Origin of the sequence: Campylobacter vulpis (assembly GCF_014217995.1) — a bacterium.
In the GTDB taxonomy this organism is placed as follows: domain Bacteria; phylum Campylobacterota; class Campylobacteria; order Campylobacterales; family Campylobacteraceae; genus Campylobacter_D; species Campylobacter_D vulpis.
Genome location: NZ_CP041617.1, coordinates 117,974 through 141,963, shown reverse-complemented (window position 1 = coordinate 141,963; position 23,990 = coordinate 117,974). Strand labels below are relative to the sequence as shown.

Genomic DNA, 23,990 nt, shown 5'->3' with positions numbered 1-23,990 from the left:
AACCTGGGCTTATTGCAATATTTTGAAAAGATTCATCTACTATATCGTTTATTTTTCAAAATACTTTATAGTTTTTTATCTTTTTCTAGTTGATTAATATTTAACATAATGAATTTATAACTAAGATAAATTGCTAGGGGCCAAGTTAGTAAAAATAAAGCTTCCATTTTTTCTCCTTAATAAACATGTTCATCATTTGCGATTTCTTCTTTGGTAATTTTAACCCTATCCATAGCTCTCCATACATAAGCAATATAAGCTAAAACAAAAGGCACAAATAAAGAAACATAAGCCATAACGCTAAGAGTATAATAGCTCGAACTTGCGTTTTTAATTGTTAGCGAACTTTGCAAATCACTAAGACTTGGATAAAAGGCACTCTGCCCTATTCCTACACTTAAAAGCAAGGCAAAAACCGCCAAAACTACCCCTACACCTAGAGTCCAAATGGCTTTAGTGCATTTTTTAGCACCTTGTATCATACCCAAAAGCACTAAAACAACACCTAAAAGCAAAAGCACTGCAAAAATAGGGTAAGAAAGAAAATTCTGTAAATATACATTAGCTTGTAAGCTTACAATGCCATTATCATCAACAAAAAAGCCGTCTTTAAGGAAAATCCACCCCAAAAACGCTAGGAAAAAAAGTAAAAATAAGAGGCTATTTAATTTAAGTTTAGCGATACATTTAGCTTTAATATTTTCATCATCAATATTATTCATAAAATATGCCGCACCTAAAATTCGGCTTAAAAATACTAAAGCAAAGCCTAAAAGATAATTGTAAGGATTAAGCAAAAGCTCAAGTCCTCTTAAAGGATGTTGCCACTGGACAAAATTTTGCGAATTTAAAGTAAAATGCGAACCGCTAAAAAAGCTACTTACCGCCACACCGATTAAAAACACACCTAAAAAACCATTGATTTTAAGAAAAATTTCGTAAGTTTTTGAACCAAAGACATTATTTTCTTTCAAGCGGTATTCATAACTTACCGCTTGAAGTATAAAACAAAGCAAAATAGCAAGCCAAGCCCAATAAGCTCCCCCAAAACTAGTTGAATAAAAAAGTGGAAAAGCCGCAAAAGCCGCCCCACCAAAAAGCACCAAAGTCGTAAAACCTAGCTCCCATTTGCGTCCTAAAGAATTAATAAGCATTGTTTTTTCTAAAGGATTGTTTGAAAGCTCGTCCATTAAGGTTTGCCCTCCTTGAACAAAAAACATAAATACCAAAAGTCCGCCCAAAAGGCTCAAAATTACCCACCAATAAATTTGCAAAGCTTCAAGCTCTAAACCAAAAAACATTATTTAGCCTCCTTTTGGGTAAAACCTTTTTTAATCTGTGTTAGCATAATTTTAATTTCAGCTAAAAGTAAGGCTGTAAAAAGCACAGCAAAAATCCAAAATGAAATTTGCACATTAAGCTTTCCAAGCTCTGTTGCCGCAATTCCCACAGGCATTAAATCCTGTATAGCCCAAGGTTGGCGTCCCACTTCAGCCACAATCCACCCTGCTTCAGCGGCTACATAACCAAGCGGTATGCAAAGCACACAAAGCCATAAAATTTTGCGAAATCTTTCAATATCATTTGCCATAGTCAAATAAAGCGTTACAATAAATAATACAAAAAATAAGCTCCCAAGTCCAACCATAATATGAAAACTATAAAAGGTCAAAGCCACAGGTGGCACAGCATCTTCTGGCTTTTCTAAATAGCCATAGCCAAAATCTTTAAAATTGCTTTCAAGCAAAGCTCTACTTGTTTGCATTAAGCTTGTATTATTATTTTCTTTAGCATTTTGATAATCCTTAAAGGCATTGATGGCGATTTTACCTCTATCAATACGGTTTTGCAAAGGCTCGATGCCCTTTTCTGCATTACCATAAACAATATCTTCAATGCCCGGAACAAAAGAATGTGGATCACGGTTCCCCAAAATAGACAAAGCATAAGGAATTGTTATATCAAACAAAAACACGCTTTCATTATTATCAATTTCTTTTTTAGGATTTAACAGACCAAAAGCCACGATACCGGCTCTATGTTCTCCCTCATAAATTCCCTCCATAGCAGCGAGTTTCATCGGTTGAGTTTGGGTAACCCTATAAGCACTCTCATCACCACTAAAAAATAAGAAAATCGAACAAATAAAACCAAAACTAGCTCCAACGACTAAAGACTTCTTCGCCTCTATAATATGTCTTTTTTTCAATAAAAACCACGCTGAAATTCCCATCACAAAAAGTGCAGAAATCACATAACCACTTCCTATGGTATGTAAAAATTTCGCCACTGCCACAGGAGAAAGAGCCACCTCAAAAAAGCTTTGCATTTCACTTCTTGCAGTGTCTGGATTAAACGCCATACCAACAGGATACTGCATCCAGCCATTAGCCACTAAAATCCAAAATGCCGATAAGTTAGAGCCTATCGCCACACACCAAGTTGAGATAAGGTGAAAGCCCTTACTAACCTTATCCCAGCCAAAAAACATTACCGCAAAAAAGGTTGCCTCCAAAAAGAAAGCAAATATCCCTTCCACAGCTAAAGGTGCACCAAAAATATCTCCTACAAACCAGCTGTAATTTGCCCAATTTGTTCCAAATTCAAATTCCATTATAATACCAGTAGCCACACCTATGGCGAAGTTAATGGCAAATAAAGAAAGCCAGAATTTAGTGATGTTTTTCCAACGCTCACTACCAGTTTTCACATAAATCGTTTCCATTATCGCTATGATAAAAGAAAGTCCTAAGGTTAGTGGCACAAATAAAAAATGATAAAGTGCCGTAAGAGCAAATTGTGCCCTTGACCAATCCACGCTACTTAGTTCGCCCATTAATTTTCCTTTGAGATGAGATTTTGTATTACGAAATTTGTTTTGCTTACATCGTCCTTATAAAGACTTTTAAAATTCACATCGAAAATAAAAAGTTTGAGGATAATAAGAATCACAAAAAGCTTTATAAAGATAATTTTCCAAAGGGTTTTGCCCAGAGTTAAATTTTTAAAGCCCTCCTTATAAAAATCAAAAATTTTAAAAATAAAACGCAAAGCCATCAAAACTTCCTAATAATTCTAAAATTGAGTTTGGGATTTTATCTTATTTTATGTTATGATAGACTTAAACAAAAAACAAGAAAGGTTTTTATGCAAAAGTTGCTGAAATTTGGAATTTTATTATTCGTCTTATTTGCACTGAGTGCTTGTGGGACAAAGGAAATTAACCCACTTGGTTCTTCTTTTGGCGCGAAAGATGATAGCGATCCTTTAAAACTTGGGGCAAATCCTACCTTTCCAGCCAAACAGAAAACTCCCGCTCTCATCGAGGGGCGTGAGCTTGTCCCACAAACTAATGTCGTCCCCTTACCACGCCCTATTTTAGGCTCATCAGGAGATAGTCCTTTAACAAGTGATTTTATGAGTATTTTAGGACCTAGCGGGGCGGCTTTGACCGTGTGGGCTCTGGCACAGGGGAATTGGATTTGGGGTTATACTTTACTCGATAGTAAAAGTTTTGGCGATGCGAGAGTATGGCAGCTACTCATAAGACCGGATAATATTGTCCTAATTAAAAATGCGAAAACTTTAACTTGTCTTAACGCTTATAAAAATGGCATAGTGCATTTTTCTTGCGATGCGAGCAATCCTGCTCAGCTTTGGAAACTAAGACCTATGGATAATGGAGCCGTGCAAATTCAAAATATTGCCACTCAAAAATGTATCCAAGCACCTATTGATAATCCTTTAGGTGATTTTAAGGTATTTAGCATTTTTATCAGTGAATGTCAAAATAAACAAAATTTAGACCAGCAGTGGTATCTTACCACTCCGCCTTTTAAGGCACAACCTTTATATAGGGAGAGATAATGAAAAAAATTGTAATATTTTTGTTTTTAACGCTAAGTTTTCTTTGGGCAGATTTGGAAAAATATAATGTCGGCACTTGGAATTTACAAGGCTCATCAGCAGCAAGCGAAAGCAAATGGAGTGTGAGCATACGCCAACTTATCACAGGTGATAATCCCTTAGATATTTTAATGGTGCAAGAAGCAGGAGTTTTACCAAATTCGGCAATGATGACAGGTAGAATGGTGCAGCCGGGTGGCATTCCCATTCACGAGTATGTTTGGAATTTAGGCTCAAATTCGCGTCCAAATTCTGTTTATATTTATTATTCTCGTGTTGATGTGGGAGCAAACCGCGTGAATTTAGCCATAGTAAGCCGCGTTCAAGCTGATGAAGTCTTTGTTTTACCTCCTCCTACCACTGCTTCACGACCTATTATAGGCATACGCATAGGAAATGATGCTTTTTTCTCCATACACGCTCTTGCTAGAGGAGGTAATGATGCGGGTGCTATTATCACTGCTGTGGATAATTTTTTTAGAAACCGCCCTAACATTAACTGGATGATAGCTGGGGATTTTAACAGACCACCTGATACGCTTTTAAGATTAGTCGATTTTGATGTGGCTAATCATGTTAATATCGTCTCTCCATCAAGCTTCACGCAGGTAAGTGGAGGAACTCTTGATTACGCAGTTACGGGAAATTCAAACAGAAGAGAGCCTTATACCGCACCGCTTTTGAGTGCAATTTTGATGTTGGCAAATTTAAGAACGCATTTAGTATCTGACCATTTTCCTGTTAATTTTAGGAAATTTTAAGGAGTAAAAATGAGAAAAATTTTAATATCAATCTTATTTTTTGCAAGCTTTGTTTTTGCAGAAAATCCGGGCGAGGGGGATTTACAGGATTTTACGCAAATTTTTTCCTTGCGTAGTTTAGAAAATGGCATAGTTTTAAGCGTATTTAGAGATAGCACGGAGCTTTTACATCAAAATTGGCGTTTAAGAGAGCTTGTTTTAAGCTCACAGCTTAGGGCTAAGGATAAAATGGCAGACAAAGCACCCTTTGGCTATGTGCAGTTTGTAACTCCTACGCAAGATGATACTTGTATGGCGATTTTGCCTAGTGGTTTTTTTGGAGCTAAGTCTTGCTCAAGGGACTTAGAAGAAGGAGCTTTAGAGACGGTTTTTTCTATTATGCCTACAACCACTTCGGCGGTGCAAATTCGCTCTTTAGTGCTAAATTCTAATGAATGTATAGGCACTTTTTTTAATCCTAATGTCCCCATAGAAAAGCGTTTTGGGCTGAAGCGTTGCACCTTTGATCCTTTTTCGGTTATTGTGCCCGAAGATTTGATGATTATTACTCCGCCTCTGCTTAAAGCTAATGTTTTATAAGAGTTCTTAAAGAACTCTTAACTTGACTTATCATATTACTATGCGTTTTAAAGAGTGATTTTAAAATAAGCTGTTACTTTTTGAAACATTTTTTTCATTTTTTAAATTTTTTAATCAAGCAATTTTTCCTTGATATTTACACTTGATTTTCTAAAATAATTTGTAAATATTTTTTACAAGGAGTTTTAATTAAATTTTTTAAAATTTAGGACTTAAATTGAGTGTAGAACTATGTGTTTTATTAATAGCTCGTATGGGCGGAAATCCTAATCTAGTTTTTAAAATGCAAACTTCTTCTTCACTACACATTAAAAAAATTGAGAGTGAATTAGCTCAAATTTAGGCGGTCATACTTACCCTAGAATTTTTTTATAGTAGCGATCGTCGCTTTTCAAAAGAATATTTAAAGCTAGAGCAAAATTAATAATGAGATTAACTAGCACAAAGTAAGGTAAATAGTGCATATGTTAAAAATTGGCTTAACTTTATCAACAAAATTCTAAAACCTTAAAATTTGGCAAAAAGGTATCTATTTTCTAAAGTAGAGCTTCACACGGATAAAGGCAATATCGCCTACAAAATGCAATAAAATTGCAAAATAACCCTGCCTAAGCAGGGCATACTTCTACTCTAAATTCCTCATATCAATTACATAGCGGAATTTTGCTGTGCCATTTGTGAGTTTTTCATAAGCCTCATCGATTTGAGAGGGTTTGATAAGCTCTGTTTCTGGGTAAATTGCGTGCTTGAGTGAAAAGTCCATCATCTCTTGCGTTTCTTTAATGCCCCCTATGAGTGAGCCATAAACCTTTTTACCTGCTTTATACACTAAGTCTTTTACGCTAAGGCTTGGCATAGTATCGTGCGGTGGAAGTCCTACTATGGCAAATTCTCCTCCAAATTTGAGTAAATCTAAATACGCACTCACATCATAAAAAGTTGGGATTGTAGAGAGGATTAAATCAAATCTTTCTGCTATATCAGCCATATTTGTGCTAGTGTAAAAGCCTGTTACGCCCATTTTAAGTGCTTCTTCTTTTTTCTTCTCATTTCTCGCAAAAACGCTTACACTAGCACCCATTTTTAAGGCGTATTTAACCGCCATTACTCCAAGCCCTCCAAAGCCTGCCACGCCGACTTTAAAGCCCTCTTTAACCTTGCTAAATTTCAAAGGACTATAAGTGGTAATACCCGCACAAAGAAGTGGCGCAACCTTTTCTAATGGGGCATTTTGTGGCACTTTTATCGCAAAATTTTCACTCACGACTATATTATTTGAATAGCCTCCATAAGTGTTTTCTCCGCCGTGAAAGATGTCCTTGCTGTTGTAGGTAAAAATGGTCTGCCCTCTTTGACAAAACTGCTCTTGACTTTGCTTACATGCCTCGCACTCTCCGCAAGAATTTACCATACAACCAACCCCTGCATAATCACCTACTCTAAATTGACTGACTTTTTCGCCCACAGCTACGACTTCACCTGCGATTTCGTGTCCGGGCACACAAGGATAAGTAGCCTCTCCCCACTCACTCCTTGCCGTATGTATGTCGCTATGACAAATTCCAGCGTAAAGGATTTTAATCAAAATATCCTTTTGTCCTAAGGCGTGACGCGTGAAGTCAAAAGGTGTAAATTTAGCGTCCTTGCTTAACATCGCAAAGCCCTTACTTTGCACCCTACCATTTTCTAAAATCTTGTATGACATCAGCTTTTCTCCTTTTTACAATTTATGAAATTCTAAAGCAAAAAGGTAAATTTAAAAAACAAGCTTAAAGACCAAATTTCCTCCAAAATAGCCTATTTCATCTTTATTAAAACTATTTTTATAAAAACCCTCTAAACCGACCACAGAATAAGGCGTGAGGTAAAAATAAGAACCTGTATTGATGAAAAATTTATAAGTATAAGGTGCTTTATATCTTAAAGGCTCTTTTGTCGTCCCTGCTAAAAAGTGCTGATAATCCTCTGTGTTAATGATTGCACCTTGTAAGCCAGCATTAAGCTTTAAATAATTTTTCTCAAAATAAGTGCTAAATTCCACTCCACTCACTACATCTAAATTATAGGCATTTAAACTTTCACTTTCCAAAGGCACGGCGTTACCCTTTTCTGCAATCTTACTTCTATGATTATAAAAATGCTCCAAACCCACATAAGGCTTGATATTAAGCATATTATTATAAACATAATTATAATTTAGCAAATTTTGCATGCTTAGTTGATAAAAATTATAATCCCCCGTTGAGTTAAGATTAAAAGCTGGGAAAATCATAGTCCTAGAAGTGTCAAAAAGTCCTACACCAAGATAAAGTCTATTATTTGTAGAAAATCTATCATCAAATTCATAATGTTGCGAAATTCCCACACCAAATAAATTGCCCTTTGATGAAGCTTTATGATAATCATCTCTTTTATGTAAAGAACTATAACCATAATCTAACTCAAATCTTAAAAGATGGTCATACGCCTCTTTGTAGTGATTGATATGAAAGCCAAAGGTATAGCCCTTACCCTCTCCTAAAAAGCCTGAAGCAAAGGTGCTAAACTCATAAGGTTCATAATCCTTATGAAAATTTAAAAGCTCTCTATCTCGCATAGCATCTAAACTAGCATTTGGTAAAGATAAATAGCTCATTCTAATGCCCTTATCCGTATCGTCTAAAATGCCTCGCATAATATTAGAATTATAAGAACTTACGGCAAAGAAATTTTTTATCGCTTTAGCTTTTCTAAATTTAGTCGTTGAAATCCCCACAATGTCGCCTAAGGCTAGACTTCTTAATAAGGCTCTTCCATTAGCACTTGCACTATTTCCATAGACAAGCTTTTCAAGTTGCTCGACTTTAGCAGGTGGATTTGAGCCACCGCCACTTCCACCTCCTGAACCTCCACCCCCTGAGCCTCCACCTCCTCCAGAGCTAGGACAGGTAAGCGTTTGCCCTACCATACCTACGATGATAGAGCCATCAGGACAGGATAAGGTTTGAGTCATATTTGTGCCGCCGTTGATTGCTATATTTGTATTACCGCTGATATTTCCCGTGATAAGTTGTAAATTTCCTTGCTGATTTATCCCTGTAATGTCGGCTTTAATTTCGCCATTATTTTGAAGCCCACTTCCCCCTACTTCAAGCTTTCCAAAAACTCCGCCACTTTGAGCAAATTCTATGGTTGAATTTGTTTTATTTTCCATACCGCCTTTTACAATGACACTTCCACCCTGAATAGATAAGCTCGAATTTGTATTATTTTTATTATCGTCAAAACTCGAATTTGTCAGCTTTCCCTCTATGGTAATGCTACCTCCCTCATTGACGATTTTACCATTACCACAAGTGCCAAGCTGGGCACATAATTCTGGTTTGTTACCATTACCTGAGTTAAAATATCCATTATTCACATCACCTTTGATGTGTATCGTGCTATTTCTATTTGTAAGTGTGCTAAGTTTTAGCTCATCGCCCTGTATTGTCCTATTGATACCTTGTATGGTTAAAGAATTTGCGGTAAAAGTGCTGTTTTCAATTAAAGCATCTTGACTAAAAAGAACCTTAGTTTGTAAGTCTATGGTGGAGCTATTTTTCGCCGTAAAAATGCCCGAAGTTGTAAAACTCTGCGTGTTTTTAATCGTTAATTTGCTATTGTCTATATCGATATTTCCGTGCGTAGAGAAAGAATTTTTAGCCTTATTTGTGCCTGTAAATATAAGAGAAGATTGATTTGTCAAGCTAATACTTTGCCCAATAAAGCTATCAAAACCTTGAATATTGAAAGTAGATTGATTTTGAATTAGACTATCGAAATAAATCGGTATGTCTTTATTTGGCGTGGTAATCCCTCCTGCTGGGTCTTGCTTTGTGATATTTAAAGTATGATTGCCCGTTAGGGTTAAAGCATAGCCTCCATTGTTACCATTATAATTAAAGGCACATTGTTGATTATAACATTGTGCTTGAGCTTGATGTGTTTCATCTTGCGTTAAAGTAATGCTAGCATTTGGAAATTTAGTTTGATAATCCGCATAAGAATAAATAGCACAAAACACACTCAAAGATAGAAATTTTTTCATTATTAATTCCCTTATTAAAAATTTAAATTGCGGATTATACAAAAAAAAAAAAATGATTGCTAAAAATTTTCAAAATTGATTAAAGAATTTAAAATGTAATAAGACTTTTTAAATCCTAAATTAAATAAATTTTAAAGTTTTATTAACAAAAATTAAAAAATTTAAGATTTTAAGGCTAAATCTACAAATAATATTTTATAATACGGCTTTTATGATTTAATTTTAAGGAGAGTCGATGCACCCAGGTAATGTGTTGAACTACGACTATACGGTAGCAAAATACTTTATGTTTGCGACCATATTGTTTGGAATTGTAGGTATGGCGATAGGAACGCTCATAGCATTTCAAATGGCATATCCTGATTTAAACTATTTAGCAGGTGAGTATGCTACCTTTTCAAGACTTAGACCTTTGCATACTTCAGGCGTTATTTTTGGTTTTATGCTTTCAGGGATTTGGGCTACTTGGTATTATATAGGACAACGGGTTCTTAAAGTTTCTATGGCGGAATCGGCGTTTTTAATGGCAGTAGGTAAGCTTCACTTTTGGCTTTATATGATAACGATGATTTTAGCAGTCATTAGCCTCTTTTTAGGCGTAAGCACTTCTAAAGAATATGCCGAGCTTGAGTGGCCCTTGGATATTTTAGTTGTTTTAGTGTGGGTTTTATGGGGTGTAAGTATTTTTGGACTTGTAGGAATTCGCCGTGAAAAAACTCTTTACATCTCTCTTTGGTATTACATTGCTACTTTTTTAGGTATAGCTATGCTTTATCTTTTCAACAATATGGCAGTGCCGACTTATTTCGTAACAGGACTTGGAAACTGGTGGCATAGTGTTTCTATGTATGCTGGGACAAACGATGCCTTAGTGCAGTGGTGGTATGGACATAATGCCGTTGCCTTTGTTTTCACCGTGGGAATCATCGCTCAAATTTATTATTTCTTACCTAAAGAAAGCGGACAGCCGATTTTCTCCTATAAGCTTTCTTTATTTGCATTTTGGGGCTTGATGTTTGTGTATTTATGGGCGGGAGGGCATCATTTGATTTATTCGACCGTGCCTGATTGGATGCAAACTATGGGTTCGATTTTCTCTATTGTATTAATTTTACCTTCTTGGGGTTCAGCGATTAATATCCTTTTAACGATGAAAGGGGAGTGGAGTCAGTTAAGAGAAAGTCCGCTTATTAAATTTATGATTCTAGCTTCAACTTTCTATATGTTTTCAACCCTTGAAGGACCGATTCTTTCTATCAAATCTGTCAATGCCCTAGCACACTTTACAGACTGGATACCAGGACATGTCCATGATGGCACACTGGGCTGGGTAGGCTTTATGACTATGGCGGCACTTTATCATATGACACCTAGAATGTTTAAAAGAGAGCTTTATAGCAAATCCTTAATGGAAGCACAATTTTGGGTGCAAACAACAGGTATTGTGCTTTACTTCTCATCAATGTGGATAGCAGGGATTACTCAAGGTATGATGTGGAGAGCTACTGATGAATATGGCAGCCTACTTTACACCTTTATCGACACGGTTGAAGTGCTTATGCCTTACTACTGGATAAGAGCAATCGGCGGGTTGTTATATTTGCTAGGATTCTTTATGTTTGTTTATAATATTTACAAATCAATTAGCTGTGGAAAAGTGCTTGACAAAGAGCCAAAAAGCGCTTCGCCTATGGCAGCATAAAAGGAGAAAAAATGTTTGCTTGGTTAGAAAAAAATCCATTCTTTTTTGCTGTGGCAGTTTTTATCGTCATTGCTTATGCGGGTATTGTTGAAGTTTTACCAAATTTCGCAGATAATGCAAGACCTCTTGAGAGCAAAAAGCCTTATTCTGTTTTAGAACTTGCTGGGCGTCATATTTATATTAAGGATAGTTGTAATGCTTGCCATTCTCAGCTTATCCGTCCATTTAAGTCTGAAACAGACCGCTATGGAATGTATTCTGTGAGTGGCGAATTTGCCTATGATAGACCATTTTTATGGGGTTCAAAAAGGACGGGACCTGATTTAGCAAGAGTGGGGAATTATAGAACAGCAGATTGGCACGAAAATCATATGCTAGACCCTACTTCTGTGGTGCCTGGTTCTATTATGCCAGCTTATAAGCATATGTTTAGCAATAATGCCGACATTGAAACAGCCTATGCGGAGGCACTCACAGTAAAAAAAGTCTTTAATGTCCCTTATGATGTAGAGGGGCAAACAAAGCTTGGCACTTGGGAAGAAGCACAAGAGGAAGTTAAGGCTCAAGCGGCTGTCATTGTGGAGCAGATGAAAAATCAAGAGGTTAAAGACGCTTTTGCTAGAGGGGAGATCAAAGAAATCGTTGCTTTGATAGCCTATTTAAATAGTTTAAAGTAAGAGTATGCAGGATTTAGAAATTTTTTTTAGCGTAATAGGACAGCTTTTAAGCTTTAATTTATCTGGTATAGAAAAACACGAATGGGAGATTTTTCAAGGCTATGGCTTTTTCTCCCTTGTTGTTTTTTTAGTCGTTGTTTTATATGCGTATTGGTTTCATCTTTATAGAAGCGAAAAAAGAGGTGAAAGAAATTATGAAAAATATGCCGACCTTGCTTTAAATGATGAACTTGATGACCGTATTTTAGAAAATAAAAGGAGTGCTTGATGCAATGGTTAAATTTGGAAGATAATATCAATCTTTTGTCTTTGATTGGTGCGATTCTTATTATCCTAATCACGCTTGTGGTGGTAGCTAGAATTTTCCAACAAATGAAAGAAAAAAAAGGCAATGCCGAATTAAGTGAGCATAATTGGGACGGCATAGGTGAATATAAAAATCCTCTACCTATAGGCTGGGCGGTTGTATTTTTTCTCACTATTGTTTGGGCAATTTGGTATTTTTTATGGGGGTATCCTTTGAATTCTTACTCAAGAATAGGCGAATATAATGAGGAAGTCGCTGCTCACACAGCTAAATTTGAAGAAAAATTTAAAAATCTCTCTAAGGAAGATAAAATTGCTATGGGGCAAAATTTATTCTTAGTGCAATGCTCCCAGTGCCACGGAATCACCGCTGATGGGATTAATGGCAAGGCGCAAGATTTAACGCTTTGGGGTTCAGAAGAAGGGCTTATCGATGTCATCACTAAAGGCTCTAAGGGTATGGGATATCTTATGGGAGAAATGGCTCCGGCAGCTGATTTAGGTATTAGCGAGGAGGATATCCCAGCCGTAGCTGCCTATGTAGCAAAAGAAATTTCAGCCATTAAAAAAACAGCAAATGAAAACTTAGTTGCTAGAGGTAAAGAAGTGTTTGCTACTTGTGTAACTTGCCACGGCGAAGATGGCACGGGTGTTATAGGGGGCGAGGTTATGGCTCCTGATTTAACAAAATATGGCTCTGCTGAATTTGTGGTTGAAGTTTTAAATAGAGGCAAAAATGGTGCAATTGGCTCTATGCCTAAATTTAATAGCGATCTTTTAAGCGATATTCAAAAACAAGCTGTTGGCGAATATGTCATTTCTCTTTCAAGGGGTGAGTAATGGAAAACACTAATCGTTGCGTATTTTCACTTTCGGGTGTTACGGGTATGCTTATAGCGACAGTTTTATTATTGGCGATTTTAGTTGGGCTTACTATTTGGGGCATTAAGGCACAGCAAGATGTTATGCAAAAGCCTTATAAACTTGAAAATCCACAAGCGGTTAAAATGATAGGCTCTAAAGAACAAGACCATATGATTATAAAGGATGTAAAATGAGTAAAACGCTTGAATATTTAATCGTTATCGGCTTAATCATTAGTGCTGTGGTTACAGCTTGGTCTGTTTTAACTCTCAATCATCTTAACATAGGATGAAGAATTTCTTTCAAGGTGGCTTTTTAGCCACCTTTTTATCTTTGTTTGCTCCTCTTTCTTGCTTCGCTTTAGATGCGGTTATTTATAATGAAAATGTTTTAAGTCAAAAAGTTAGTGATGAAATTAACCTCATCGGCAAAGAACTCTATGAGAAAACGGGAATTTTTCTAGCCTTAGCCGTAGGTAATGAAAGCTCGTTTGAAAGCTTGGCTCAAAAACAAAAAGAACTTCCAGAACCCAACATTTTGCTAGTTCTTTCTAAGAATTCACACAAAGTTGATATAATAGGCTCTAGCGAGACTTTAAGCTTTTTTGATAAAGAGGCAGTTTTAAGCCCCTATGCTGGCACAGGCACTATACTCCCCATACTAGCTTCTAAAAAAGGTGATATTTATAACGCTGCTCTTTTAAATGGCTATGGTGATATAGCTGATAGACTTGCTAAGTATTTTAACATCAAACTTGAAAGCTCCATAGGTAATGCCAACAGAGACACGCTAAACATACTCCGTATTTTACTTTATGGTTTTATTTGCTTTGCTTTGCTTTATTACACTCAAAGAAGAATGAAAAAGAGGTATCAAAATCAAGTAACAAAAAGGAGAAGACGCTTTGGATAAAAAGAAAACTTTTTGGCCTTATGGGATTTTACTCTCTCTTTTTGCCATTGTTTTAGCTTGTGTGGCAACTATCATTTTTGCAAGTGGGTATCCCGTTTATGAAGATGATAGCTTTTTCTTAAGCTATCAGGAAGTGGAAAACAATTATGATAAGCTTGAACTTAAACAAAAAAAATTTTTTGAAAATTTTGCCTTAATACTTGATGATAGCAAGACAAATTTCGAAGAAAAAATTATTGACAAAAAACGCTCAAAAAAAGCTTATATTTTAAAAGATGACAATATTATCCTACTTTTGGTCAAACAACCAAAAGGTAAAATTGAATTAAAAGATATAAATTTAAGTGCTAAACTCACAAGACCGCATACAAGTGAAAATGATATGTTTTTACAAGGTTTAGAAAAAAATGTTAGCATTAAGCTCTCTAATAATGAGACTAATTATGAAGCAAAGGCTTATTTGTTTAGCTTAGCTACGCTTGCAAAAGGGAGATGGCAACTTAAAATAAAGGCTGAGAATAAAGACATTTTGGGCTTTAAAAGCTTTGAATTTTTCGTGCAATGAAACTTTATATTTTTAGCTCTTCAAGAAAGATTAAAGAATATTATCAGCAAAGTAAAAATATAAATGCTCTTATTAGTCAAGCTTTAAGTGTGGCGGAATTTTTGGATAAAATTTGTCTCAATCAAGGCTTTAAGGCAAGTGCTTATGAGCAATTATTACTTATGCAAGAAGCGTGTAAAAAAAGTAAGGATTTAGAACAAAAGCTTGGAATTTCAACCGAATTTTTTTCCTTTTTGAAAAATAATGAATATCTTTTTTCCTTCTTTAGAGAACTTGCACTGGAAAATAAGAGCATTAAGGACTTACAAAATAGTGATTATTATGCGAGTTACAATGAGCATTTAGAAATTTTAGACTGCGTTTTTCAAAATTATCTAAATCTTTTAAAAAGAGAAAATTTATACGATGATCTTTCTTTACCTCTTTCTTACACTCTTGATTTGGACTTTTTGGAAGATTATGAAAGTATTATTTATGATTTGGAGGGCTTTTTAAGTCGTTTTGAGCTTTCTTTACTTTTACAAATAGCAAAGCACAAAGAGCTTATTTTGCGTTTTAAAACAAGTAAATTTAATCTCGCTTATTTTAAAGAGCTGCCCTTTTTAAAAGATGTAAATTTAAAAGAAAACTATCATTATGAGTTTAACATCACGCAAAATATTTTATTAAAGCAAGAGCCTTTAAAGCCTAAAAGCTCCTTTATAAAAGTTCAGCAATTTGAGCTTAGGATTTTACAAGCGGCTTTTGTTTTCGATGAAATTTCATCTTTTATAAGAGCGGGTTTGAGGGCGGAGGATATTGTCGTCATTACGCCAGATGAGGGCTTTTGCGATTTCTTACGCCTTTTGGATCAAAATAATATGCTTAATTATGCAAGTGGGATTAGCATCAAAGAAAGCCTATTTTATCAAAGCTTAAGAAGTCTTTATGAGAGTGCAAATTTGGACGATTTTTATTTTAATGAAAACAAAAATTATTTTGATGAAGCACCAAATTTCGACCTACACAATAGCCTTTTGCATTATTTTAAGCTTGATTTTAAGGAATTTAAGGAGCATTTTACTAAAGAGTGTGAATTTTCTTATTTTGAAACCTTGATTAAGCAATTTTTGGCAAATGAAAATAGCGAATTAAGCCTTTTTGTAGAAAAGGAGCTTTTTTTCATCAAAAATTTACTTAGCAATCAAAAATTAAACCTAAAGCAACTTTTAGAGCTTTTTTTCATACAAATTTCTTCCTTTAAACAAAGCTATGTTGGGGGTGGGGCTGTTACTGCTATGGGGATTTTAGAAAGTAGGGGACTTAGTTTTGATGGGGTGATTGTTGTGGATTTTAATGAAGATCTTATCCCAAAAAGAAGTGTTAATGAGCTATTTTTAAATAATGAAGTGCGTTCCAAAGCGGGGCTTATAAGCTATGAAAAAAGAGAAAATTTGCAAAGATTTTATTATGAACAGCTTTTTAAAAATGCTAAAAAAATTAGCATTTCTTATGTAGAAAATGAGGAAAAAAGCAAATCGCGTCTTTTAGAAGAGCTTGATTTTAGACTTGATTTTGCTAAGGATTTAAGTCAAAAGGCGTATTTAAATGCCTTAAAATTAAACTATCAAGCAAAGAAAATCAACTTAGAGCCGCCTCAAGCGCCCAAATTAAAACACAATCTTTTCGCCACACCCCTTTCTTACTCAAGGCTGACTTTATTTTTAGAGTCTAAACGCACTTATTTTTATAAATATATCAAGCATTTAAAAGAGCCAAGAGAGCTAAAAATGGACATAAAAGAGCAAAATGATAGAAAGAGGCTTAAAAATTTAGGTATTTTTGTCCATTATATTTTGGAGCTTTATTATAAACATTATGATTTTTTTGATGAAAAGCTTTTTGCTTCCTTGCTTGAAAAAGAGGGGCAAAAAGAGGGACTTGACGCTCTTGATTTAGAACTTTTAAAGATAAAATTTAAAGAATTTGCAAAAAAGGAACAGGAGCATTTTAAGCAGGGCTACCATATTAAGCATTTAGAACTTAATGTGGATAAAAGCATTATTTTAGAGGGTCAAAAGATAGAGCTTACAGGTAAGATTGACCGCATTGATTCAAATGAGCGTTTTAAAGAGCTGATTTTAGATTATAAAAGTGGGAAAATTCCCGAAAAATCCTACCAACTCGCTTTTTATAAGCTTTTATATGATGAAAACGCCGATGCCGCTTTTTATGATTTAAATGATTTTGAGCTTAAAGAGGGTAAAGACACAAAAAGCGTTTTAGCTCTTAAAGAGGAGCTTGAAAAGCTTTTAAAAGAGGTGGATAAAGAAATTGTTTTTGAAAATGAAAAAAGCGATTTTTGTCCGTATAAATTACTTTATGAAAAAGATTTAAAATGAGTGAATTTAAGCCTTTTTTAGCCCTAGAGGCAAGTGCTGGCAGTGGAAAAACCTTTGCCTTAAGTGTGCGTTTTGTTGCTTTGATTTTAAGTGGAGCTAAAATTGATGAAATTTTAGCCATTACCTTTACTAAAAAAGCTACAAATGAAATGAAAAAAAGAGTGATAGAAAATTTTTTAACTTTTGACAAAAAAGAAGCCGAAACAAAGGAGCTTTGCAAACTTTTAGCTAAGGATAAAGAGGAGTTAATCCGCTTAAGAGACTCTAAAAAAGAGGAATTTTTAAGAAAAAATCTAAAAATCTATACCTTTGATGCTTTATTTTCTCAAATTTTACGCTCCTTTGCTTTAAATTTAGGCTTGATGAGTGATTTTGAAAGCGTTGAAAATTCTCAAGATCTAAGAAGGACTTTTTTAAAAAAGCTTTCTAAAGAGGAGCTTAAAAAACTGGCAACTTATATTTTAAAAATTGATGAAAAAGAGCATTTTTTTAGTGAGCTTGAAAGCCTTTATCAAAACGCTTATTTTAAAAGTCTTAATATAACAAATCAACCAGGTTTATCCAAGCTTCAAAATGCCTATGATGATTTGAGAAAATACTGCTTAAATTTTGATAATAAAAATTTAAAAAGCAATTTTAAAAGCGAAAAATTACATCTTAAAGAATTTTTAAAAAGTCCTATTATTGACCAATTTGAGGAAAAAAAATATTTGCGAGATTTAGCCCAAGAAGATGTCAATTTTACCGCAAAAAGAGAGCGTTTTTTAGAAAGTCTAAGGCAGTATGCCCTAGAGCTAGAGAACTTTAAAATAGCGAATTTAATGGAGCTTTTAAAGATTTTTATCAAAGCAAAAAATGATTTACATAAAAATAAAAATATTTTAAGCTTTAGTGATATTAGTAGAAGAGTTTTAGACCTTATACGAAGTGATTTAAAGGATATGATTTATTTTAGGCTTGATGGGCGTATTAGTCATCTTTTAATTGATGAATTTCAAGACACTAGCGTTGTGCAATATGAGATTTTAAAGCCTATTATCGCCGAGCTTGTGAGTGGAGAGGGCGTGAAAAAAAATCGCAGCTTTTTTTATGTCGGGGATAAAAAGCAAAGCATTTACCGCTTTAGAAATAGCAAAAAAGAGCTTTTTGACCTACTTAGAGACACTTTTACGCAGATTAAAACAGAAAGCCTTGATACAAATTACCGCTCTTTAGGGCATTTAATCGAATTTGTCAATACTCAATTTAAAAATAAATTTGAAAATTTTATCCCTCAAAAGATTTTAGAGCAAAATCAAAATAAAGGCTTTGTTCGCATAGTGCAAAGTGAGGAAAAAGACGCTAAAAAGACCAAGCAAGAACTTCTTAAAGTTTTAAAAGAACAGCTTGATTTTTTACATCAAAAAGGTGTTTTGTATGAGAAAATTTGCATTTTATGTTGGCAAAATAATGACGCAAATGAAATTTTAGAATATTTAAAAGAGCATAAAATCCCAGCTTTTACACAAAGTAATATTTTGCTTGAAAATAAGGCTAGCGTGCGTTTGGTGTTAGAATATGCAAAATACTGCATTTTTGGCGATGCTTTTTATTTAGAAGTGATGAGGGAATTTTTAGGCTTTGAGCCTGAAAGATTGCAGCTTGATTTGGCTAAAAGTGCCGAAGAAAATGTGCTTTATCTCATTAGAAATTTAAAGCTTAACCTAGCCGATATAGCCTTGCTTCAGTTTTTAGAATATGCCAAGCAAAAGGGCAATTTTATGGAGCTTTTATTTAGCCCTTGTCCTTTAAAGATGATGGGTGAGGAAAATTATGGCATTAGCATTATGACCGTGCATAAATCTAAGGGGCTTGAATTTGACTATGTTATCGTGCTTGATAGACTTTCAAAGGGTCAAAATGATAATGAGCAAATTTTACTTGAATACGACATTCAAAAGGGTTGGGAGCTAAGGATTAAAAATGCTTTTCACAAAGCCGTGCGTGATGCCTCCTATCAAAATTTTTTAGCTAGGATAGAAAAAGCTCAAAAAGATGATGATATTAATAAGCTTTATGTCGCACTTACAAGGGCTAAAAATGGTCTTATTGTCATTAAAAAAAATCCATTTTGCGTTAATGGTAACAATCCAAGCTATTTTAACGGCAAGGGCTATTTAGACCTTGAGTGTTGTGAAATAGGCACTCTTAATGAGCAAACAGCTCCTAAAAACGAGGAACAAAAAGAGCAAAACGCCCTTAAAGAATTTGTTAAAATCCCTCTACAAAATGTCGAAAAAATAAAACTTAGCGAGGAATTTCATTTTGGCAATGCCTTTCACTTTTGTATGCAAAACTTAAGACTTCCAAGGGGAGAAAATTTAGAAAATGTCAAGCAAAAAACAAGGGATAAATTCCGCCATTTCTTAAACGAAGATGAATTTAACACCCTTTTTAAAAAAGTGGAAAATCTACTTCAAAATAAAGATTTTCAAGCCCTTTTACAAGGCAAAAAATTATTAAAAGAGCAGTCGCTTAGTTTTAATGGTGAGCTAAAAAGGCTTGATTTACTTGCTTTTGATGAAAAGGAAGCGTTGATTATTGATTATAAAACGGGTGAATTTAATGCTAAAAATGCCGAGCAAATCACACTTTATAAACAAGCCATTGAAGAAATTTTAAATAAGCAAAACACAAGAGCTTTTTTGATATATTGCCAAAATGAAATTCAAATTTTAGAAAATTAATGAGAAAATGATGAAGCAATACCTCTACATCGCACAAGGAAGCTTAGAGCCTAGCAAATGCAAAATAGGCATTACAAACGACCTTAATCGCCGCTTAAAAGAATACAACTCCATTACAGGAATTTCAGCTGAAAATTCGTATAGCTATCTTTTCGCTGCTGAAGTGAGTGATATGAGAGCTTTAGAACGAGACTTTAAAAAAACATTTTTTAATTTAAGAGAGCTTGAAAAAAGAGAAATTTATTTTTATAACCCAACTTTGTTTGATATGTATGTAAATTGCATATGAGCAAGTCCCTATTTTATTAAAAAAGTTGTTTTTAAAGAGAGTAAAAAATCTAGCATTGTCAAAGCAAAAACCCAGCCCACTATGGAAGAAAGAGGATTTACACGAAAAGAATTAATAGAAAGAGCGAAACGCATTAAAGACGATGAGTTTTATACGCGTATAGAAGATATAGAAGCCAAACTTGCTATGTATCCCACTAAGATATGGAAAGATAAAGTCGTCTTTTGTAACTGCGATGATGCGGTGGGCGAAAGGCGGGATTATGTGGATACTTCAGCCTTTGCTTTGTATTTTTTAAAGAATTTTTCTAGACTTAAACTTAAAAAGCTTATTTGCACCCATTATGGCGGAGCGGTGGATTTGTTTAACACAAAAACAGGAGCTAGAGGCTATATTTTTACTAAAGAAGGAGCAAATGAAATCATAGAAACACCAAAGGACTATACGGGGAGTTTTGACTCTGAGCTTTCTCTTAAAATTCTCAACGAGGAAGCTAACATCGTTTGCACTAATCCGCCTTTTTCAAAAGCGATAGAATATTGGGACATTTTAATAAAAAGTAAGAAAAAATTTATCGTCATCTCAAATATTACAAATTTTATCACCCCCTCTTTTATCCCTTATTTTGCAGATAAAAAAGCGTGGGCGGGTTACACAAGAGTGGATTGGTATTTAAATCCTAAACGCATTCCCGTGCAAGCAGCAGGGCATTTTTTCACAAATTTCCCCATTAAAGACCGCCCAGCCATTAAACGCCTTAAATTTGTGCCTTTAAATGAAATCCCTGATGTATATCAACAATATGATGATAGCGGCACACTTTTAGTGGATAATAGCTATATTCCAAATGATTATGATAGACCCTTTGCTGTTTCTACAAGGCAAATTTTAAATGGAGTTTTAGAGTATGGTTATGAGATTTTTTTAAAACAAGAATACGCACCCTATATTAACGGCAAGAAAAAATTTAATAGAGTGCTAATCCAAAAAATTAAAGAAAACTAAACTTGAACTTGGTATATGTTTAAAAGATAAAGTGGAGGTAATATATGTGTAGTATAAATAAACAACAATTTTGTAATAATGTTTTATTTTTTCACAATAAAATAAAAAAAATAAATAATCATCGATATTTATCTTGGGAGCATTGCTATGAGTATTTTTATATCAATAGGAAAAATGTAGATTATGATTATGCTTCTTTGATGTTATCTTTTTATTTAGCTAGTTGGGGCATGTATAGAGGCTCTTCTTTTTTGTTGCATTATGACTATCAAATATATAAAACAATGCTAAAAGAGCTATTAGATATTAATTTATGGGATAAGCATGATTGGAGTCAAATAATCAAAGCAAATGAAATTATAGAAGAAAAATTATTACTCTATAAAAATAATAAAGAAAATGAGAATAATGAAGAAGATAAAAATAATAAAAATAAAATTAGCAATACACTGATCACAAAAATTTTATTAGGAATTTTTGGCTGCACCCCTGCTTATGATAGATTTTTTGTAAATGGGTTAAAAAAGCATAATATAAACAACAATAAGATACCGATACAATATTGTGAAGATAGTTATATAGGAATTATGGACTTGATAGATAGATGTAAAAGTAGCTTTGAATTTCCAAAGATATCATTAAAATATAACGAAAATATATATTATCCAGATATGAAAATTATGGATATGTATTTTTGGATTTTAGGAAAAGAATAAGCTTTAAATATTCTTAAATTAAGTAATAATTAAGATAAAATGACTATAATCACATTTTAAAAATTTTTGGCAAAAGGTAAGAAAATGACAAAGATAACAAAGCCAAACGAAGTCAAACGCGAATGGATCGTTTTAGACGCTGAGGGAAAGCGTTTCGGTCGTCTTTTAACAGAGGTGGCGACTATTTTAAGAGGTAAAAATAAGCCTTGTTATACACCAAATGTTGATTGTGGAGATTATGTCGTCATCATCAATGCTTCAAAAGCTGTTTTCACTGGAGCAAATAAGGCTGAAGATAAGCTTTATCATAGGCATTCTGGCTATTTTGGAAGTGTGAAGAGTGAAAAATTTGGAGATTTGCTTGAAAAAAACCCTGCAAAGCTTTATAAATTAGCCGTTAGAGGTATGCTTCCTAAAACAAATTTGGGTAGAGCTATGCTTAAAAAACTTAAAATTTACGCAGGAAGTGAGCATCCTCACACCGCACAAATCGCTAAAGAAGGAAAATAATTATGGCAAAAGCAACATACGCAACAGGTAAAAGAAAAACCGCTATCGCTAAGGTTTGGGTTAAGGCAGGTAGTGGGAAAATCAGCGTCAATGGAGTGGATTTAAACACTTGGCTTGGCGGACACGAGGCGATAAAACTTAAAGTCGTGCAACCTCTACTTGTAACAAAACAAGAAACTTCTATGGATATACGTGCAACGACTTTAGGGGGAGGCTACTCCGCACAAGCTGAAGCTTTAAGACACGGGATTTCAAGGGCTTTAGCTGCTATGGACGCTGACTTTAGAGCCTTACTTAAACCGCAAGGCTTATTAACAAGAGATAGTAGAAGCGTAGAGCGTAAGAAATACGGACGCAGAAAGGCAAGAAGAAGTCCGCAGTTTTCTAAGCGTTAATTTGGATTTTAAAATCATTTTTGAAAGGTTTGTTATGAAAAAAATATTTTTATGTTTAGGTTTAGCAAGTGCTTTATTTGCGGCGGATAATAGTGTCAAATTTGAGCTAACTCCTACTTTTAGTTTTAATAAATTTGAGGGAAATTTAGACCTTGATGATAGGGCAGCGCCTGGTGTGAGACTTGGCTATCATTTTGATGATTTTTGGCTTGACCAGCTTGAGCTTGGCTTGGAGCATTATTCTAATGTAAAATATTCTAACACTGATAGAACAAATCTTACGAAAGTATTTTTAAGTGCGATTAAGGGCATTGATGTAGGTGAAAGCTTTTACTTTTATGGTTTAGCTGGTGGAGGTTATGAAAGATTTTCTAACGAGCAATTTGACAATGAAAGTGGTGGCTTTGGACATTATGGTGCGGGTATGAAGTATAAACTTACAGATTCTTTAGCCTTAAGACTTGAGACAAGAGACCAAATAAACTTCCACGAAGCAAATCATAACTGGGTTACTACATTTGGTGTAAGTTTTGGTTTTGGCGGCTCGAAAAATAGCTCAACAATGAATACTCAAAAAAGCTCCCCAAAAGAAACTTCACTTGAGGGAAAAACTATTAGTTTAGAGGGGCATTTTGAATTTGACAAAACAACTATAAATCCAGCTTTTGAAAGCAAAATTCAAAACATCGCTAAGGTCCTAGAAGAAAATGAAAAATACAACACCATTTTAGAGGGACACACAGATAATACAGGCTCAAGAGCTTATAATCAAAAGCTTTCTGAACGCCGTGCGCAAAGAGTTGCTAATGAGCTTATGAAATTTGGTGTAGATAAAAAACGCATTGAAGTAAGAGGCTATGGACAAGATAGACCACGCTCAAGCAACGACACTAAAGAAGGTAGAGCGGATAATAGAAGAGTTGAGGCAAGATTCTTCCTCGCTCAATGAAGTCTAAAACTCTTCTTTTCGACTTAGATGGCACTTTGATTGATTCAACGCCTGCCATCTTAAATTCTTTTCACTTCGCCTTTGAAAAGCTGAACTTAAAGCCTAGCTTAGATGAGGACATTAAGAGCTTGATAGGACTTCCACTTGATGAAGCCTTTATTAAGCTTTACCAAGATAAAGCCTATCTTGTAAATGATTTTGTTGATTTTTATAGAGAAAAATACCGCACGATTTATTTAGATCAAACCACGCTTTTGCCTTTAGCCAAGGAAGCTTTAGAATTAGCCAACGAATTTGCAGATTTAGCTGTCGTTACGACTAAGGGGTCGCAATTTACCAAGCCTTTGCTAGATTTTTTAGGAGTGGGACATTTCTTTAAAAGCATAGTAGGGCGTAATGATGTGCAATTTGCAAAACCTCACCCAGAGCCTATTTTAACAGCTTTAGATAGATTAAATAAAGACAAAACTCACGCTTTTATGATAGGTGATACTCAATTTGACATTTTAGCGGCTAAGGCGGCAGGGATTTCTCACATAGCCTTAAGCTGTGGTTATGAGAGTATAGAAAGCCTACAAAAATATAGCGATTGTATCAAAAATAACGCTTATGAAGCAGTTAAGCACATAGCAAAGCTATAAACAATTTTAACTTCACATTAACTTCACAAAAAAATGT

Annotated in this window: 25 protein-coding genes; 20 read left to right on the top strand and 5 right to left on the bottom strand. The window is 34.5% G+C overall.

Annotated elements, in window-relative coordinates:
* Nucleotides 1–176: 176 nt before the first annotated feature.
* From cydB to CVULP_RS00735, 3 genes are read right to left on the bottom strand one after another with little or no spacing between them, the layout of a single operon-like run.
* Complete coding sequence (gene cydB, locus CVULP_RS00745) at nt 177–1,301, bottom strand: cytochrome d ubiquinol oxidase subunit II (protein WP_099506889.1); 1,125 nt, start codon at nt 1,299–1,301, stop codon at nt 177–179.
* Nucleotides 1,301–2,836: a cytochrome ubiquinol oxidase subunit I gene (locus CVULP_RS00740; protein WP_099506890.1), complete on the bottom strand. Its 1,536-nt coding sequence runs from the start codon at nt 2,834–2,836 to the stop codon at nt 1,301–1,303. Before CVULP_RS00740 ends, cydB begins: the two co-directional genes overlap by 1 nt.
* Nucleotides 2,836–3,057: a DUF4492 domain-containing protein gene (locus CVULP_RS00735; protein ID WP_099462469.1), complete on the bottom strand. Its 222-nt coding sequence runs from the start codon at nt 3,055–3,057 to the stop codon at nt 2,836–2,838. The genes CVULP_RS00740 and CVULP_RS00735 overlap by 1 nt, the downstream gene beginning before the upstream one ends.
* A 90-nt stretch (nt 3,058–3,147) precedes the next feature.
* On the opposite strand from CVULP_RS00735, the gene CVULP_RS00730 reads away from it, so the two are divergent.
* Genes CVULP_RS00730 through CVULP_RS00720 form a run of 3 tightly spaced genes read left to right on the top strand, consistent with a single transcriptional unit; the run spans nt 3,148 to nt 5,246 of the window.
* A complete protein-coding gene (locus CVULP_RS00730; RefSeq protein ID WP_099506891.1) occupies nt 3,148–3,867 on the top strand; it encodes a cytolethal distending toxin subunit A/C in 720 nt (239 codons plus the stop codon).
* A complete protein-coding gene (locus CVULP_RS00725) occupies nt 3,867–4,667 on the top strand; it encodes a cytolethal distending toxin subunit B family protein (RefSeq protein ID WP_099506892.1) in 801 nt (266 codons plus the stop codon). Before CVULP_RS00730 ends, CVULP_RS00725 begins: the two co-directional genes overlap by 1 nt.
* 9 nt (nt 4,668–4,676) lie before the next feature.
* Nucleotides 4,677–5,246: an RICIN domain-containing protein gene (locus tag CVULP_RS00720; RefSeq protein WP_099462463.1), complete on the top strand. Its 570-nt coding sequence runs from the start codon at nt 4,677–4,679 to the stop codon at nt 5,244–5,246.
* A 625-nt stretch (nt 5,247–5,871) separates the two neighbouring features.
* On the opposite strand, the gene CVULP_RS00715 is transcribed toward CVULP_RS00720, so the two are convergent.
* Together CVULP_RS00715 and CVULP_RS00710 are read right to left on the bottom strand one after the other, a co-directional pair.
* Entirely contained in the window at nt 5,872–6,951 is a 1,080-nt protein-coding gene (locus tag CVULP_RS00715) for an NAD(P)-dependent alcohol dehydrogenase (protein WP_099506893.1), read from the bottom strand.
* Between the two features lie 51 nt (nt 6,952–7,002).
* Entirely contained in the window at nt 7,003–9,315 is a 2,313-nt protein-coding gene (locus CVULP_RS00710) for an autotransporter outer membrane beta-barrel domain-containing protein (protein ID WP_099506894.1), read from the bottom strand.
* Nucleotides 9,316–9,550: 235 nt separating this feature from the next.
* Here CVULP_RS00710 and ccoN point away from each other — a divergent pair, with 235 nt between their 5' ends.
* The 17 genes from ccoN to CVULP_RS00625 all read left to right on the top strand — a co-directional run bounded on the left by ccoN (nt 9,551) and on the right by CVULP_RS00625 (nt 23,953).
* Nucleotides 9,551–11,017 carry a cytochrome-c oxidase, cbb3-type subunit I gene (ccoN, locus tag CVULP_RS00705; protein ID WP_099462457.1) on the top strand — a complete coding sequence of 489 codons (1,467 nt, stop codon included), beginning with the start codon at nt 9,551–9,553 and terminating at the stop codon, nt 11,015–11,017.
* An 11-nt stretch (nt 11,018–11,028) separates the two neighbouring features.
* Complete coding sequence (gene ccoO / locus CVULP_RS00700) at nt 11,029–11,694, top strand: cytochrome-c oxidase, cbb3-type subunit II (protein ID WP_099462455.1); 666 nt, start codon at nt 11,029–11,031, stop codon at nt 11,692–11,694.
* Between the two features lie 4 nt (nt 11,695–11,698).
* Nucleotides 11,699–11,962 carry a cytochrome c oxidase, cbb3-type, CcoQ subunit gene (locus CVULP_RS00695; protein WP_099462453.1) on the top strand — a complete coding sequence of 88 codons (264 nt, stop codon included), beginning with the start codon at nt 11,699–11,701 and terminating at the stop codon, nt 11,960–11,962.
* Complete coding sequence (gene ccoP, locus CVULP_RS00690) at nt 11,962–12,840, top strand: cytochrome-c oxidase, cbb3-type subunit III (protein ID WP_099462452.1); 879 nt, start codon at nt 11,962–11,964, stop codon at nt 12,838–12,840. Before CVULP_RS00695 ends, ccoP begins: the two co-directional genes overlap by 1 nt.
* The gene (locus CVULP_RS00685; RefSeq protein WP_099462449.1) at nt 12,840–13,058 is read left to right on the top strand and encodes a DUF4006 family protein; all 219 of its coding nucleotides are present in this window, start codon (nt 12,840–12,842) and stop codon (nt 13,056–13,058) included. The genes ccoP and CVULP_RS00685 overlap by 1 nt, the downstream gene beginning before the upstream one ends.
* Complete coding sequence (locus CVULP_RS00680; protein ID WP_099462447.1) at nt 13,055–13,156, top strand: hypothetical protein; 102 nt, start codon at nt 13,055–13,057, stop codon at nt 13,154–13,156. The genes CVULP_RS00685 and CVULP_RS00680 overlap by 4 nt, the downstream gene beginning before the upstream one ends.
* Nucleotides 13,153–13,776 (top strand): hypothetical protein, encoded by a 624-nt coding sequence (locus CVULP_RS00675; RefSeq protein ID WP_099506895.1) that lies wholly within the window; start codon nt 13,153–13,155, stop codon nt 13,774–13,776. Before CVULP_RS00680 ends, CVULP_RS00675 begins: the two co-directional genes overlap by 4 nt.
* Entirely contained in the window at nt 13,769–14,341 is a 573-nt protein-coding gene (locus CVULP_RS00670) for a hypothetical protein (RefSeq protein WP_099506896.1), read from the top strand. The genes CVULP_RS00675 and CVULP_RS00670 overlap by 8 nt, the downstream gene beginning before the upstream one ends.
* Nucleotides 14,338–16,722 carry a PD-(D/E)XK nuclease family protein gene (locus tag CVULP_RS00665; protein WP_099506897.1) on the top strand — a complete coding sequence of 795 codons (2,385 nt, stop codon included), beginning with the start codon at nt 14,338–14,340 and terminating at the stop codon, nt 16,720–16,722. The genes CVULP_RS00670 and CVULP_RS00665 overlap by 4 nt, the downstream gene beginning before the upstream one ends.
* On the top strand, nt 16,719–19,448 hold the full coding sequence (locus tag CVULP_RS00660) for a RecB-like helicase (RefSeq protein WP_099506898.1): 2,730 nt from the start codon (nt 16,719–16,721) through the stop codon (nt 19,446–19,448). Before CVULP_RS00665 ends, CVULP_RS00660 begins: the two co-directional genes overlap by 4 nt.
* Before the next feature lie 7 nt (nt 19,449–19,455).
* Nucleotides 19,456–19,737 (top strand): GIY-YIG nuclease family protein, encoded by a 282-nt coding sequence (locus CVULP_RS00655; RefSeq protein ID WP_252195519.1) that lies wholly within the window; start codon nt 19,456–19,458, stop codon nt 19,735–19,737.
* A gap of 81 nt (nt 19,738–19,818) precedes the next feature.
* The gene (locus tag CVULP_RS00650; RefSeq protein WP_252195518.1) at nt 19,819–20,742 is read left to right on the top strand and encodes an adenine-specific methyltransferase EcoRI family protein; all 924 of its coding nucleotides are present in this window, start codon (nt 19,819–19,821) and stop codon (nt 20,740–20,742) included.
* A gap of 44 nt (nt 20,743–20,786) precedes the next feature.
* Entirely contained in the window at nt 20,787–21,458 is a 672-nt protein-coding gene (locus CVULP_RS00645; protein WP_099506899.1) for a hypothetical protein, read from the top strand.
* A gap of 84 nt (nt 21,459–21,542) precedes the next feature.
* On the top strand, nt 21,543–21,968 hold the full coding sequence (gene rplM, locus CVULP_RS00640; protein ID WP_027304373.1) for a 50S ribosomal protein L13: 426 nt from the start codon (nt 21,543–21,545) through the stop codon (nt 21,966–21,968).
* Nucleotides 21,969–21,970: 2 nt separating this feature from the next.
* A complete protein-coding gene (gene rpsI, locus CVULP_RS00635) occupies nt 21,971–22,363 on the top strand; it encodes a 30S ribosomal protein S9 (RefSeq protein ID WP_099462434.1) in 393 nt (130 codons plus the stop codon).
* A 34-nt stretch (nt 22,364–22,397) separates the two neighbouring features.
* Entirely contained in the window at nt 22,398–23,312 is a 915-nt protein-coding gene (locus CVULP_RS00630) for an OmpA family protein (RefSeq protein WP_099506900.1), read from the top strand.
* Nucleotides 23,309–23,953, top strand: coding sequence for an HAD family hydrolase (locus CVULP_RS00625; protein ID WP_099462429.1), 645 nt, complete (start codon nt 23,309–23,311; stop codon nt 23,951–23,953). The genes CVULP_RS00630 and CVULP_RS00625 overlap by 4 nt, the downstream gene beginning before the upstream one ends.
* Nucleotides 23,954–23,990: the final 37 nt, after the last annotated feature.

What these genes read in the sequence shown, in the direction of transcription:
- cydB (WP_099506889.1), bottom strand. Translation starts at nt 1,301, where the DNA reads ATGTTTTTTGGTTTAGAGCTTGAAGCTTTGCAAATTTATTGGTGGGTA.
- CVULP_RS00740 (WP_099506890.1), bottom strand. Translation starts at nt 2,836, where the DNA reads ATGGGCGAACTAAGTAGCGTGGATTGGTCAAGGGCACAATTTGCTCTT.
- CVULP_RS00735 (WP_099462469.1), bottom strand. Translation starts at nt 3,057, where the DNA reads ATGGCTTTGCGTTTTATTTTTAAAATTTTTGATTTTTATAAGGAGGGC.
- CVULP_RS00730 (WP_099506891.1), top strand. Translation starts at nt 3,148, where the DNA reads ATGCAAAAGTTGCTGAAATTTGGAATTTTATTATTCGTCTTATTTGCA.
- CVULP_RS00725 (WP_099506892.1), top strand. Translation starts at nt 3,867, where the DNA reads ATGAAAAAAATTGTAATATTTTTGTTTTTAACGCTAAGTTTTCTTTGG.
- CVULP_RS00720 (WP_099462463.1), top strand. Translation starts at nt 4,677, where the DNA reads ATGAGAAAAATTTTAATATCAATCTTATTTTTTGCAAGCTTTGTTTTT.
- CVULP_RS00715 (WP_099506893.1), bottom strand. Translation starts at nt 6,951, where the DNA reads ATGTCATACAAGATTTTAGAAAATGGTAGGGTGCAAAGTAAGGGCTTT.
- CVULP_RS00710 (WP_099506894.1), bottom strand. Translation starts at nt 9,315, where the DNA reads ATGAAAAAATTTCTATCTTTGAGTGTGTTTTGTGCTATTTATTCTTAT.
- ccoN (WP_099462457.1), top strand. Translation starts at nt 9,551, where the DNA reads ATGCACCCAGGTAATGTGTTGAACTACGACTATACGGTAGCAAAATAC.
- ccoO (WP_099462455.1), top strand. Translation starts at nt 11,029, where the DNA reads ATGTTTGCTTGGTTAGAAAAAAATCCATTCTTTTTTGCTGTGGCAGTT.
- CVULP_RS00695 (WP_099462453.1), top strand. Translation starts at nt 11,699, where the DNA reads ATGCAGGATTTAGAAATTTTTTTTAGCGTAATAGGACAGCTTTTAAGC.
- ccoP (WP_099462452.1), top strand. Translation starts at nt 11,962, where the DNA reads ATGCAATGGTTAAATTTGGAAGATAATATCAATCTTTTGTCTTTGATT.
- CVULP_RS00685 (WP_099462449.1), top strand. Translation starts at nt 12,840, where the DNA reads ATGGAAAACACTAATCGTTGCGTATTTTCACTTTCGGGTGTTACGGGT.
- CVULP_RS00680 (WP_099462447.1), top strand. Translation starts at nt 13,055, where the DNA reads ATGAGTAAAACGCTTGAATATTTAATCGTTATCGGCTTAATCATTAGT.
- CVULP_RS00675 (WP_099506895.1), top strand. Translation starts at nt 13,153, where the DNA reads ATGAAGAATTTCTTTCAAGGTGGCTTTTTAGCCACCTTTTTATCTTTG.
- CVULP_RS00665 (WP_099506897.1), top strand. Translation starts at nt 14,338, where the DNA reads ATGAAACTTTATATTTTTAGCTCTTCAAGAAAGATTAAAGAATATTAT.
- CVULP_RS00660 (WP_099506898.1), top strand. Translation starts at nt 16,719, where the DNA reads ATGAGTGAATTTAAGCCTTTTTTAGCCCTAGAGGCAAGTGCTGGCAGT.
- CVULP_RS00655 (WP_252195519.1), top strand. Translation starts at nt 19,456, where the DNA reads ATGATGAAGCAATACCTCTACATCGCACAAGGAAGCTTAGAGCCTAGC.
- CVULP_RS00650 (WP_252195518.1), top strand. Translation starts at nt 19,819, where the DNA reads ATGGAAGAAAGAGGATTTACACGAAAAGAATTAATAGAAAGAGCGAAA.
- CVULP_RS00645 (WP_099506899.1), top strand. Translation starts at nt 20,787, where the DNA reads ATGTGTAGTATAAATAAACAACAATTTTGTAATAATGTTTTATTTTTT.
- rplM (WP_027304373.1), top strand. Translation starts at nt 21,543, where the DNA reads ATGACAAAGATAACAAAGCCAAACGAAGTCAAACGCGAATGGATCGTT.
- rpsI (WP_099462434.1), top strand. Translation starts at nt 21,971, where the DNA reads ATGGCAAAAGCAACATACGCAACAGGTAAAAGAAAAACCGCTATCGCT.
- CVULP_RS00630 (WP_099506900.1), top strand. Translation starts at nt 22,398, where the DNA reads ATGAAAAAAATATTTTTATGTTTAGGTTTAGCAAGTGCTTTATTTGCG.
- CVULP_RS00625 (WP_099462429.1), top strand. Translation starts at nt 23,309, where the DNA reads ATGAAGTCTAAAACTCTTCTTTTCGACTTAGATGGCACTTTGATTGAT.